The sequence below is a fragment of the Cysteiniphilum sp. GTC20157 genome, assembly GCF_055396795.1.
The window spans coordinates 2,152,151-2,164,138 of the sequence record NZ_AP044698.1 but is presented as its reverse complement, the minus strand read 5'-3'; the positions used below and the strand labels follow the sequence as shown (position 1 = coordinate 2,164,138).

The following is an 11,988-nucleotide window of genomic DNA, read 5'->3' as shown; positions in this document are numbered from 1 at the left end:
TTTTTAGAGAACCTACAAGTTGCTTGGCGACGATAGCAAATCGGCTCCACCTGACTCCATTCCGAACTCAGAAGTGAAACGATTTAGCGCTGATGATAGTGTGGCATTCGCCATGTGAAAGTAAGACATTGCCAAGCATATTATATTCCACCTGAGCTTTTCAAAAATACTTCCTTGTATTTTTATCAAAGCCAGCCATTAGCTAATCCGTAGCAAATGGCGTTCAGCGGCAAATAGCGGTGCTATTTGTATTCCCGCTTCACCATTCCGAACTGACGAAGTGAAACTGAATAACGCCGATGATAGTGTATTTATCAAAAATACTTCCTGTATTTTTTCAAATCGGCCACTTGCAGGTCCGTGGCAAGTGGCGTTCGACGGCAAATAGTTGGCACTATTTGGTTTTCCGTCTCACCATTGCTATGTGACAAATTTGTTGGGAACAAATTTGATCGATGGAAGCATGACATTGACCATGAAATGGCGTAAGGCAGGACTCCTGAAGTTAAGTAGGACACCGCCAAATTATTCGACATTGAAAGACGATGGGACATCGCAAAATCAACTAATAATACAATATCAAAAGGCACCTAACGGTGCCTTTTTGCTTTGTGGATCCTGAGCTTTTCAAAACACATCTATTCGCCAAAGATAATAAAATTAATGCTAGTTTTTTGCTTTAGATTGAAATACAACAACCAATACATGTACAATACGGTGCTTACTATGTTAAAGATAGTGTAACTTAATTCATGACTAATATAATTTTAAAAACGCCTGAACAAATTGAGAAAATGCGTGTAGCAGGACGTTTAGCTGCTGAAGTACTAGAGATGATTGAATCACATGTTGTGCCCGGTGTAACAACAGAAGAGCTTGACAAAATATGCCATGATTATATTGTTGATAAGCAAGAAGCCATCCCAGCATGTTTGAATTACCGCGGATTCCCAAAGTCAGTTTGTATTTCAATTAACCATGTGGTATGCCACGGGATTCCATCGAATAAAAAACTAAAAAAGGGTGATATTGTCAACATTGATGTGACAGTGATTAAAGATGGGTTTCATGGTGATACGAGTAAAATGTTTTTTGTTGGTGGCAGAGATAAAGCATCAATACTCGCACAACGATTAACAGATGTGACTTATGAATGTCTAGTCAAAGGAATTGAGCAGGTTAAACCAGGTAATCGTTTGCATGATATTGCGCAAGCAATTGAAAAGCATGCCAAGTCACACAACTTCTCTGTGGTTGAAATGTTCTGCGGTCATGGTATTGGTCAAGGTTTTCATGAAGAGCCTCAAGTTTTACATTATGTTTCAAAACAAACACATGAGCATAAGAGTTTGCAAACTGTTTTACAAGCAGGCATGACATTTACGATTGAACCGATGATTAACGCCGGTAAAAAGCAAGTGACTGTGTTGCGTGATGGCTGGACTGCGGTCACTAAAGATAAAAGCTTATCAGCGCAATGGGAGCATACGTTAGCAGTCACTGAAAATGGTGTTGAAATATTGACAAAACGTCATGACGAAATGATTTAGGGCAATGTATGCTAAGTCAATATCAAGTCAATGAAGCTTGTTATATGTTAAAACGTGATGGTCAAGAAATCACGATTGCCAAAGTGCGTAAATTGCTTGATAAGCATTATTCTTTTTTTGATATCGCAGATAAAGTACTTTTATATAAAGAAGATGCCGCAAAAGCGCAAAAGGCTGCTAAGGAAGAAACTGTTCAATCTCCTGAAAAAACGGTTCAAGGTTTGGGTTCTGTAATTGATCAGGTGTTATTATCTTGTGCCTTGCGTGAGCATAAAGAGGTTGCCATCAATCTTAAGGAAAAATTACAAGATTATATTGATCAAGAGGTTAAAGCTAAAGTACATAAATATGAGCATGAAATAAAAAAATTACGGCAAAAGAATGATCATCTTGAGGTGAGCTATTATGGTTATAAAGCAAGATTTGAGCAGTTGATGCAAGAGCAAACATTGCTAAAAGAACAAAACTATATGTTGCAACAACAATTGCAAAAGGCGCAAGTATTAAAAAATCATCGTGTTACTGAAGAAACTCAGCAACAACGACCGGCGCAAATGAGAGATTACCAAACGCAAATGACACTTTTAAAAGTAGATTGTTGTGCAGCATATGATGTGCAAAAACAAAGTATTGTTGTAAAAATGCCACCAAAGCATAAACTGGAGCGAGAGTTTCAAAAGGGTATAAATAGTATTTATTTGCGTGCCAATGCGGTGTATGACTTTACCACTAAACTTTGGTTCTTAGATCAATTTGAGGAGAAAACGATTAATTTATTAGTGCGTAATAATTTTGTGATTTCAAAAGAGCTTGCCTATGTCTTGCAGAAGTTGCAAGCTTGAGTGTTAATTAAAACTTTTAAAACCTTGGGTAAGTGTTAAAATATCATCGTTTTTAAGAAGCTAAAAAGGTGTGAGTATATGCCATTTGTGGTAACAGAAAGTTGTATTAAATGTAAACTTGGTGACTGTGTTGAGGTTTGTCCGGTTGATTGTTTTTACGAAGGTGAAAATATGCTAGTAATTAACCCTGACGAATGTATCGATTGTGCGTTATGTGAACCAGAATGTCCTGTTAATGCGATTTATTCAGAGGACGAGTTGCCAGAAGATCAGTTAGAGTTTGTTGAGCTTAATCGTGAATTGTCACAAGAATGGGATAATATTACGGAGAAATGTGATCCGCCTGAGGATGCAGATCAATGGCGTGAAGTTAAAGACAAGCGTCAGTATCTTATTAAGTAATCTATGTTTTTATGATAAAAAAAGTAGTACCAAAGCTTGTTATTCTTGATCGTGATGGCGTTATTAATGAAGACTCGGATAATTATATAAAATCAGCGGATGAGTGGCAGCCTATTGCTGGAAGTATTGAGGCGATTGTTCAGCTTAAAGCAAAAAATATCCCTGTGGCGATAGCAACTAATCAATCAGGTATTGGGCGAGGTCTTTTCGATCTTGAGATGCTGATGGCTATGCATGACAAGTTATATTGCTTATTGGCTGAAGATAAAGATGCCATTAAGCATATTGCCTATTGCCCGCATACGCCGGATTTGGATTGTATCTGTCGCAAGCCAAAGACTGGAATGCTTGATGAGATCAGTTTGAAACTTAATATTGCACTAAGTCCTATGGTTTTTTTTGTCGGTGATAGTTTTAAAGATATCCAAGCGGCAAGAAAAGCGAATTGCACACCAATCTTGGTTAAAACTGGTAAGGGCTTAAGAACGTTAGCAAAACATCAAAATGAACTAAAGGATGTAATGGTGTTTGATAATTTACAGCAGTTTGTGGAGGCTGTGATATGAATCTAATAAAAGGTTTATGGTATAGTATATTGTGGCTAAGACAAATCGTTTTTGTGGTTTATGTTTCAATATTGACCATCGTTTTAGCGACGTTGACAGTGATTCTAGGCATATTAAGTTTGCCGATAGGTATACGTTTAATTCCGGCAAAAGTTTGGTCAATATTGACACGTTGGGGCTTAGTTATTTTCTTATGGTTACGCGTTAGAACAGAAGGTCGTGATAACCTTTTAAAAGAGCCGTGTGTTTATGTTTGCAAACACCAGTCCTCATGGGAGACGGTTGTATTTCATGGATTGTTAAATAATGTGTGTTTTGTGTTAAAAGAAGAGCTTTTAAGGATCCCTGTATTTGGGCAAGGTTTAAAAGCGGTTGATAGTATTCCGATTGATCGCAAACAAAGCCTAAAGTCTTTTAAGAAAGTATTGCAAATGGGTAAAGAGCGCTTAAGATCAGGTTTAAGTATTGTGATTTTCCCAGAAGGCACACGCGTACCGATTGGGCAATATCCTAAGTTCCATAAAACGGCAATTACATTAGCCAAATCAAGTGGTGCTATGGTGATTCCTGTAGCGCATAATTCAGGTAAGTTTTGGCCAAATAAGGCGGGTTTGATCAAGCCGGGTATAGTGACACTGTCTTTTGGGCAGGCTGTATCACCAAGTGAGTTGGGCGTTGATGAGCTCAATGAATATTGCTATCAATGGATTAATGATAAAGTTAAAGCCATTGGTGGTTAAACATAGGAGTAAATAAATGAAGATTACAAAAGCGGTATTTCCAGTTGCAGGATTAGGTACACGTTTCTTACCAGCAACTAAAGCTTCACCGAAGGAAATGTTAACAGTTGTTGATAAACCCTTGATTCAATATGCAGTTGAAGAAGCGATTGAAGCCGGTATTAAAGAACTTATCTTTGTGACAAGCACGCATAAACGTGCGATAGAAGATCATTTTGATAAAAACTTTGAGCTAGAATATAACCTTGAGCAAAAAGGCAAACTTGAGTTATTGGAAACAGTGCGCAATATTTTGCCTGTCGGTGTTAATTGTGCCTATGTCAGACAAAAAGAAGCGCTAGGCTTGGGGCATGCTGTTTTATGTGCTAAGCCACTGATTGGTAATGAGCCTTTTGCTGTCTTGTTGGCTGATGATTTAATTGATAATGTTGATGGCAAGGGCGCTTTATCGCAAATGATGAATCAATATTATTATCAAAAGTGCGGTGTGATTGCGGTACAAAATGTACCAAAGAAAGATACAGGCTCTTATGGGATCGTCAAAACACGCGCAGATCAGAGCATTGAAGCGATTGTTGAAAAGCCTTCACCTGAGAAAGCGCCGTCAACTAATGCTGTTGTTGGTCGATATATATTGCCTAGCGAGATTTTTGATTATCTTGAAACAATTCCCAAAGGTGCAGGTGGTGAGATTCAATTGACCGATGCGATTGCAAAATTGATTGAGACGCAACGACTTGTGGCGCATAACTTTGAGGGTACGCGTTACGATTGTGGTGATAAACTTGGATTTTTAATTGCCAACTTCGAGTTAGCTACTCGTGATAAGTTATTGGGTAAAAAGTTTATGGAACATGTGCAGTCGACGCTTGGTGCAAATGCTGTGAATGAACTATTGGACAATTAATATAATGGATAAGCTAGGTACGGTTTATATTGTTTCTGCCCCTTCAGGTGCAGGCAAAACATCACTCTTAGGAGCGTTTCTTGAGAAGTATGATGATGTTGCGGTTAGCGTATCACACACAACGCGTGCGCCACGTCCACAAGAAGTCAATGGGCAGCATTATCATTTTGTTAGTCATGAAGTATTTGAAAAAATGATCATTCAAGATGACTTTGTTGAATATGCTAAGGTGTTTGATCATTATTATGGGACGTCCAAAGCATCTGTTAATGCATTAACACAAAAAGGCTTAGATGTAATCTTAGAGATTGATTGGCAAGGTGCAAGGCAAGCCAGAGAAATCTATAAAAATAACTGTGTCAGTATTTTTATATTGCCGCCAAGCTTGGATGCTTTGCATGAGCGATTAGTTAAACGCGCCCAAGATTCACAACAAGTCATTGCAAGGCGCATGCAAGATGCGCAACATGAAGCGTCACATGCCAATGAATATGACTATGTCATTATTAATGATAACTTTAACGAAGCATTAGCTGATTTGTGGGCATGTTTTCGTGTGCAAAAGTTAAAATCTCATCTAGACTACGTTTTGTAAGTTTATTTATTTAAGGAGAGTACCTATGCTAAAAAGTATAGCGGGGTTTTCAGCGATTTTATTAACAACGATAAATGCCAATGCGACCTGTGGTATTGATAAAGTAGGTTGTTCTTTATTTTCTATCTCACCCATGGCAGGATACTATAGTTATCGTGAGCCAGGACTCATGAGTATTAAAGGTCCAAGCTTCGGTTTGGGTGGTAGTTATCAGTATATTGATCGCAATAAAGTAACTTTGATTGTTGATGGACAGCTAGGCTTCGTCAATGGTAAGTATGACGGCAGCTTACTTGATGGTAGACCATTCCAAATGGATAATGATAATAGCTATATCTTGGGTATTTCACCAAAAGTAGGTTATGTTTTTTCTTGGCAAAAATCAGGATTGAAACTCACCCCTTATATCGGTTTGGGCTATCGCTATCTGAATAATGATTCAAGTAATAACTCAGCGGGATATTTACGCATTTCAAGTTATTTCTATATCCCAGTAGGTGCCGATATCTCATGGCATAAGAATAAAATGATTATTCAATCACGTCTTGAGTTTGATGGGTTGATTCATGGGATACAATACTCTGGTATTGATGGAGGCGTCACCAACCAACAACGTGAAGGTTGGGGGGCTAATGGTTATCTGCTTATTGGGCGTGATCAAGGAAATTGGGCGTGGCTTGTTGGACCGTATATTAAATATTGGAAAATTCAGACTTCCGAAACAGCGGATGGTGCAACTAGAAAAGGATGGTACGAACCGGAGAATAATACGGTGGATACAGGCTTAATGATGAAATTTATCTTTTGATAGGTAAGGATCTAGATAGATGGTTGTAAAAGGGCGTATGCGATACGCCCCTACGATGATGTCAATTATAAAATTATTAAAAGCGCTGGAAAAAATTCATTTGCTTAACTACTGTTTATAGACAGTGGTTTATGAGTACCAAATTATGCATCAAAAAGAAATGGAATTGCCCACGATCCCAAGCATTTTCTTGTGTATTTTAGCTGCTGTTGTGATTTATTTTGTGGCACTTTATCTGCCAGTTGGGCATTTTAATGAAGCTGGAAAACATGCGTTTGCTGTGTTTTGTGTGGCTGCTTTTTTATGGATTAGTAATATCTTCCCGCTAGCAGTGACAGGCATTATTGTATTGTTTTTGTTACCGATGTCAGGTGATATCTTTTCACAAGATGTGTATAGTTACTTTGGTAACTCAGCAATTTTTTTCGTATTAGGTGCCTTTATTCTAGCAAGTCCAGTGATGCGCTCAGGTCTAAGCAAACGCTTTGCAATTACCATTATTGCTAAGTTCGGTACAGGTTCAAAAAGATTGTGTATGTCGATTTTTGTGCTAGCAAGTATGATGGCATTTTTTATTAGTGAGCATGCGGTAGCGGCCATGCTATTGCCTATTGTGCTTGAAATTGTAACGGCTGCAAATGTAAGAAAGAAAAGTCGCTTTGCCTTTGCTGCCTATATGGCAATGGCATGGGGTGCGATGATTGGTGGGACTGCAACTTTGCTAGGTGGGGCGCGTGCGCCATTAGCCTTGGGAATCTTGCAGGATACCTTTGCTAATAATGCAAAGCTTGTTCATGCTAGTCACATTGGTTTTATTCAATGGAGTATTTGGGTGATCCCGATTGTACTTATTATGCTAGCATTAGCAAGTGTTTGTGTCTTGATTGCGGCACATAATACGGGCGCTAATATTCAATTGGCACGTGAGAAATTAATGGCGCATAAAAAGCAAATTGGCAAAATTACCAAGCGTGAGATTTTAACACTTATTGTGGTCTTGTTTACGATTTTATTATGGGTATGTTATGGCACGGCATGGGGCTTAGATTGGATTGCTTTTTTGGGCGTTATTATCGCGTTTAGTCTACGTATTACCAATTGGAAAGAAGTTGAAAAAGATGTGCAGTGGGGTATCGTCTTGATGTATGGTAGTGCGATTGCTTTAAGTGTTGCTCTACGTAATACAGGGGCGGCAGCAGAGATGGTGCAAATGATGATGCGTTTAGGCATTGTGTCACCTTTAGTTATTCTTATTTTGCTTGTGGTATTGGCAGCGATATTAACTGAGATTATGAGCAATGCGGCTTCAGTAGCTGTTCTTTTACCGATTGGCTTAGCTTTGGCTGTAGAGTATGGTATCGATCCACGTGTGGTGACTATTGCCATTGCGACAAGTGCAGGTTTGACATTTATGCTACCAGTGAGCACGCCAGCAATGGCGCTAGTCGTCCAGTCAGATCATGTCAAGATTCATCAGGCAATGGCATGGGGTGTAGCACTTAAATTAGCTGGTATTATTGTTATTACGCTAGCAATGGTGCTCTATTGGCCGCTTCTAGGTGCATTCTAGCTTAATTTATATTTAATGGTCAAATTGATATTAAAACACCAATACAAATTAAGATTGACGCACCCTATTAGGTGACAATTTATCAAAAGAACATACAACCGAGAGGAAAGAGTTTGATATTGCAGATAAGTTAGGATTTGAATTAAGCTATGTGCGATATCTTTGTTTTACGTCAAAAAAGCTTGAGGTAGTAAACATTGGTGATAGTTTTAAACAAAATTACGATACTTATTCAGTGGTATGGCAGTTAAAAGAAGAGAATAAGCATTAGGCTGTGCCATCTAAATTAATTTTATAATGCAAACCTTCACGTTTAAGCATATCTTGCAGCGCTAGTTTCACAAAAGTCTTTTGACTCATGGCCAATGCTTTAGCAAAGCGCACAGCAAGCTGAACTGTCACAGGGCGTCTCCCGTGTTCAATGTCGCATAGCTGCTGTGTTGAAATACCTATTTTTTGCAAAGTCAGCTTGCGTAATTTCGTCATATTTACGTAATGCAAGCAAAATATTCGCAATGGTTTCGGGTTCGCCAATCAGGTTGTCTAAGCACTTCATCGTGTATGTAAAGCATTTATAACAGCTGATGGATTGCTAGCAATAACTTTAAGCAGAACTAATGTTGCACCTGAGGGTTTTTTCCTTTTTTGCTCCCAGTTCTGCACTGATTTTAAATTTAAACAAAACTTTGCTGCAAAATCATGTTGAGATAGGTGCAGTGATTCGCGGATGTTTTTTACATCAACATCATCAAAATGATGCTCTTTTGTATTAATAGATAAGCCTTTTTGATGGTCAATTGCTTCTTGTACCCCTTGTTTTATTTCTTGAAATGCACTCATTTTCTAGCCCCTTTTTTCAGTAGTTCAACCATGGCAGCTAAGTCGTTTCTCTCAGCTTTAGTTAAATTTGCCTTTTCGCTTTTTTTGAACATCGCAATTAAATATAACGGTATGCTTTCATTGTAATAATAGTAAATAACACGTACGCCGCCACTTTTGCCGCTATTTTCTGTTGCCCATCTTAGTTTACGAATGCCGCCTGTTCCCTCCATAATTGCACCTGCTTCAGGGTAAACGGCTAGGTAGTCTACAAGTGATTTTTGATTATCTGTTGTAAGACATACATTTGCTTTTTTTATGTAGCTTGGAAGTTCAACAACTGTAATCATTGCAACATTACCTATATTTCTATGAGAATAACTATATACGCCTAAGGCGTATTTGTCAAATCAAAAGTTATAAATCAGCACAAACCTAACACGATTTAACGCTTATCCTTGTTGTATACCATCGAGGGAGGGTGAATAATGCAAGGGGTAGATCACCTTAATCAAACCCGCTGCAGATGATCAATATTAGGGTATATCAAATCATATCAAATCAGTGCGCAATTGACGCTACAATCAGCAATAGAATGATGCTACCGATATTGATGTCGGTACCAAAATAAACAAGTTAGCTTAAAAGTCAAAAAAGACTGTGTAAGCAAAACCAAAATATTTACACAAACTCGCTATTAGTTTTGCTGCATACTGTGAGCGCTTGCATGAATTTTCATGTTCCTTCCATTGCGGGCATCATCATGGTGCCGTCAGAAGGTGTCAGCACCAAAACTTCAATAATGGGTACAATCTGGCGAGATTATGCAGATATTTTTTGTTACCTATTGAAAGAACATGGATTTTTGCTTTTATTATTTAAACTACTTGAATGCCTTGCTAGATATGGCTTTGAGATGGCTCCCCGAGACGGACTTGAACCGCCGACCCAGTGATTAACAGTCACTTGCTCTACCGACTGAGCTATCGGGGAATGCCTTAACGAGAGTGAATTCTATAGATGAAGCCTTTGTGAGTCAATAGCTTTTTTTCAAAAAAAATGAATCTTTAAAAAATGGTGAAAACTCAATCATTTTGCAGGTTGTGCTTTGATAATAGAATGATTTCAATATGGTGTTAGCAGCGTTATGATATGCCAAAAGAATGACCGGGAAGTCTAAAATGAACTATGAAATAAATTTAGCGGCAATTAAAAATATTGCATTTGGCTTTGCGCAAGTGATGAATGCTAAATGCTTAATTTCCTCTTAAGAGTTAGCCAGCTATAAAAATAGCTATTTTGGCTATATCGATATGTTAGTTTTCAGATATGCTCATGGTAACTTTAAAATGTGCTTTGGAGCAAGTCTATGATGAGACATCAAACAGTACTAAAACCTGAAGAGCATGACAGGCTGTGACGTGCTTATGTGATTTTAGTGAATGAAATAAATGATCAAGATGAGTTTAGAACAACGCATCATGAATATTTTAGCTATAGCACTCAAATGAGAAGTCATTATCTGTTTGCTGATCGTTATGATATGAATGATCTGCTGCGTAGCGTTGTACAACAACACCAGATTGCAGAGTAGTAAATTCATAGTATCAAGGAAAATATATTGTTATGATTCTGAATTCAATAATTTATCACAGTGATGAAGGTAACAGAGAAATAATAACCATTAGTGGGATGTCAGGTATCATCTATCCTTTTTATAAATCAACTGAACAAAATTCAAATAACAGAGACACTTGGCGTTAGGTTACTTAGTTATTTTCCACGAACCGAGATAGATTCTAGTGTCATATGCTCTTTGAATCCACAGCTTCCATGGCGAAAGTTGTACAGTACAACGAGTGACTTATTTAGAGAGATCTACTAATACAAGACTAAGGAGATAATATGCCGCCGCGATTAAACATTAAGTCAGTTTTAGATGATTCTGATGACGATGCTATAGAAGAGTCTGCAGCCCTAGCTAATGGGAAATGCGTAATTTGTCACAATGATACAGCTAAATTTATTTGCCAACGGTGCGAGGGTAAAGGTTTTTCATCAATACCTTCATCAGACTATCTTAGTAAGTATGAAAATCATACCATGTTTTTGCATACTATCCATATTGGCAATATTCCTAGGACAAGATTAACAAGCTTTGCAAGAATATGTCGCAACACACAAACCAGAGGCATGTTGTGGACTGATAAACGAAATGCCCTACGAATACAGTCAGAAATGAATACCATGTCTGGTGGCTTTTGTGAGGTGAAAACTATTTCAAGCCTTGCCAAGGAGTTTTGCAGTAAAGACTATCCTTGTAGATTAAATCAACGTGTACGATCTCTTATCGTTAGCATTGCAGAACGAGAATGTATTGGCAATTTTAGACGTGTTGCTAGTGCGGTTAATATTTTGAGATTGATTGCGATTCATCGATATGGAGGGCTCTATTTTGACTCTAATGTGGTGCTGGATGATGTACAACAAAGGCATCAAATACATCAGCATGATTGGAGTGACATATTAAATAGTCGAGCGGGATTTAAAGTGTTAGAAGCTACACATAAATGGCCATATGAGAATGTGTGTGCACAGAAATCTCTTTATAAAGATCAGGCAGTAACTCCAAGGATGTTACCATATGTCAATCAAATTGAATGTTCAGTAATATTCTCACGCGCTAGACATTTGTTTTTGGAACTTAGTTTGTTTGGATTTTATCATGACTATTATTTACAATATCAACAGCCTGGAGTGAGTATTCATAAAACGCATTTTGACTTAAGCGAGTTAGGAAGACGTGCCTTAATGGCAAAGAATAAGCAAACTAGAGATCCGTGTATCATCAACAGTATGGCTGTTGCGATTTACGTACTGAGTTTGCGATTTGAGTTGCAGTCAGATGAATTTACGATGGATTATAAGACTGATTTAAGAGATCAGGCGTTACAGTATCAACAACATTATCGTTGTTTAATTGATTCTCAAGGCTATAAATCACCAGCGGTATTTAGTTTTTCAGGGATAAGGTTTGTGAAATTCTATTCACATTCACATAAAAAGTTTGGAGAGTTGGGTGCGCAATATGATGACGCGCTTAGCATGAATCCTTTTAATGAATAAAATGTATCAGTAATATTTAGTCATCTTTATATTGTTTAAATCCTCATCAGTTTTTCATACCAT

General features: G+C 37.8%; 14 protein-coding genes, 1 tRNA gene and 1 rRNA gene. 12 read left to right on the top strand and 4 right to left on the bottom strand.

Features of this window, described 5'->3' with window-relative positions:
- Positions 1 to 22: 22 nt before the first annotated feature.
- The 10 genes from rrf (at position 23) to ACZ5V8_RS09755 (ending at position 7,980) form a co-directional block, all read left to right on the top strand.
- A 5S ribosomal RNA gene (gene rrf, locus ACZ5V8_RS09800) occupies positions 23 to 137 on the top strand.
- A 615-nt stretch (positions 138 to 752) separates the two neighbouring features.
- Positions 753 to 1,550: a type I methionyl aminopeptidase gene (gene map / locus ACZ5V8_RS09795; RefSeq protein ID WP_464217636.1), complete on the top strand. Its 798-nt coding sequence runs from the start codon at positions 753 to 755 to the stop codon at positions 1,548 to 1,550.
- A gap of 8 nt (positions 1,551 to 1,558) precedes the next feature.
- Entirely contained in the window at positions 1,559 to 2,392 is an 834-nt protein-coding gene (locus ACZ5V8_RS09790; RefSeq protein WP_464217635.1) for a hypothetical protein, read from the top strand.
- A gap of 78 nt (positions 2,393 to 2,470) precedes the next feature.
- Entirely contained in the window at positions 2,471 to 2,794 is a 324-nt protein-coding gene (gene fdxA, locus ACZ5V8_RS09785; RefSeq protein WP_440617904.1) for a ferredoxin FdxA, read from the top strand.
- 11 nt (positions 2,795 to 2,805) lie between these two features.
- Positions 2,806 to 3,360, top strand: a complete 555-nt coding sequence (gene gmhB, locus ACZ5V8_RS09780) for a D-glycero-beta-D-manno-heptose 1,7-bisphosphate 7-phosphatase (protein ID WP_464217634.1) — start codon at positions 2,806 to 2,808, stop codon at positions 3,358 to 3,360.
- The gene (locus ACZ5V8_RS09775) at positions 3,357 to 4,100 is read left to right on the top strand and encodes a lysophospholipid acyltransferase family protein (protein WP_464217633.1); all 744 of its coding nucleotides are present in this window, start codon (positions 3,357 to 3,359) and stop codon (positions 4,098 to 4,100) included. Before gmhB ends, ACZ5V8_RS09775 begins: the two co-directional genes overlap by 4 nt.
- A 16-nt stretch (positions 4,101 to 4,116) precedes the next feature.
- Positions 4,117 to 5,007, top strand: coding sequence for a UTP--glucose-1-phosphate uridylyltransferase GalU (gene galU, locus ACZ5V8_RS09770; protein ID WP_464217632.1), 891 nt, complete (start codon positions 4,117 to 4,119; stop codon positions 5,005 to 5,007).
- Positions 4,988 to 5,602: a guanylate kinase gene (gmk, locus tag ACZ5V8_RS09765; protein WP_464217631.1), complete on the top strand. Its 615-nt coding sequence runs from the start codon at positions 4,988 to 4,990 to the stop codon at positions 5,600 to 5,602. Before galU ends, gmk begins: the two co-directional genes overlap by 20 nt.
- 25 nt (positions 5,603 to 5,627) lie before the next feature.
- Positions 5,628 to 6,410 (top strand): hypothetical protein, encoded by a 783-nt coding sequence (locus ACZ5V8_RS09760; protein WP_464217630.1) that lies wholly within the window; start codon positions 5,628 to 5,630, stop codon positions 6,408 to 6,410.
- Positions 6,411 to 6,555: 145 nt separating this feature from the next.
- Positions 6,556 to 7,980, top strand: a complete 1,425-nt coding sequence (locus ACZ5V8_RS09755; RefSeq protein WP_440617662.1) for an SLC13 family permease — start codon at positions 6,556 to 6,558, stop codon at positions 7,978 to 7,980.
- Positions 7,981 to 8,247: 267 nt separating this feature from the next.
- Here the strand turns inward: ACZ5V8_RS09755 and ACZ5V8_RS09750 are convergent, their stop codons facing one another.
- From ACZ5V8_RS09750 to ACZ5V8_RS09735, 4 genes are all read right to left on the bottom strand, one after another.
- On the bottom strand, positions 8,248 to 8,466 hold the full coding sequence (locus tag ACZ5V8_RS09750) for a hypothetical protein (RefSeq protein WP_440617663.1): 219 nt from the start codon (positions 8,464 to 8,466) through the stop codon (positions 8,248 to 8,250).
- Positions 8,467 to 8,532: 66 nt separating this feature from the next.
- Complete coding sequence (nadS, locus tag ACZ5V8_RS09745; RefSeq protein WP_440617664.1) at positions 8,533 to 8,820, bottom strand: NadS family protein; 288 nt, start codon at positions 8,818 to 8,820, stop codon at positions 8,533 to 8,535.
- On the bottom strand, positions 8,817 to 9,149 hold the full coding sequence (locus ACZ5V8_RS09740; protein WP_440617665.1) for a type II toxin-antitoxin system RelE/ParE family toxin: 333 nt from the start codon (positions 9,147 to 9,149) through the stop codon (positions 8,817 to 8,819). The genes nadS and ACZ5V8_RS09740 overlap by 4 nt, the downstream gene beginning before the upstream one ends.
- A 567-nt stretch (positions 9,150 to 9,716) precedes the next feature.
- Positions 9,717 to 9,792 (bottom strand) — tRNA-Asn (locus ACZ5V8_RS09735).
- A gap of 445 nt (positions 9,793 to 10,237) precedes the next feature.
- On the opposite strand from ACZ5V8_RS09735, the gene ACZ5V8_RS09730 reads away from it, so the two are divergent.
- Together ACZ5V8_RS09730 and ACZ5V8_RS09725 are read left to right on the top strand one after the other, a co-directional pair.
- Positions 10,238 to 10,393, top strand: coding sequence for a hypothetical protein (locus ACZ5V8_RS09730; protein WP_440617666.1), 156 nt, complete (start codon positions 10,238 to 10,240; stop codon positions 10,391 to 10,393).
- Positions 10,394 to 10,704: 311 nt separating this feature from the next.
- Complete coding sequence (locus tag ACZ5V8_RS09725) at positions 10,705 to 11,925, top strand: hypothetical protein (RefSeq protein ID WP_464217629.1); 1,221 nt, start codon at positions 10,705 to 10,707, stop codon at positions 11,923 to 11,925.
- Positions 11,926 to 11,988 lie beyond the last annotated feature (63 nt).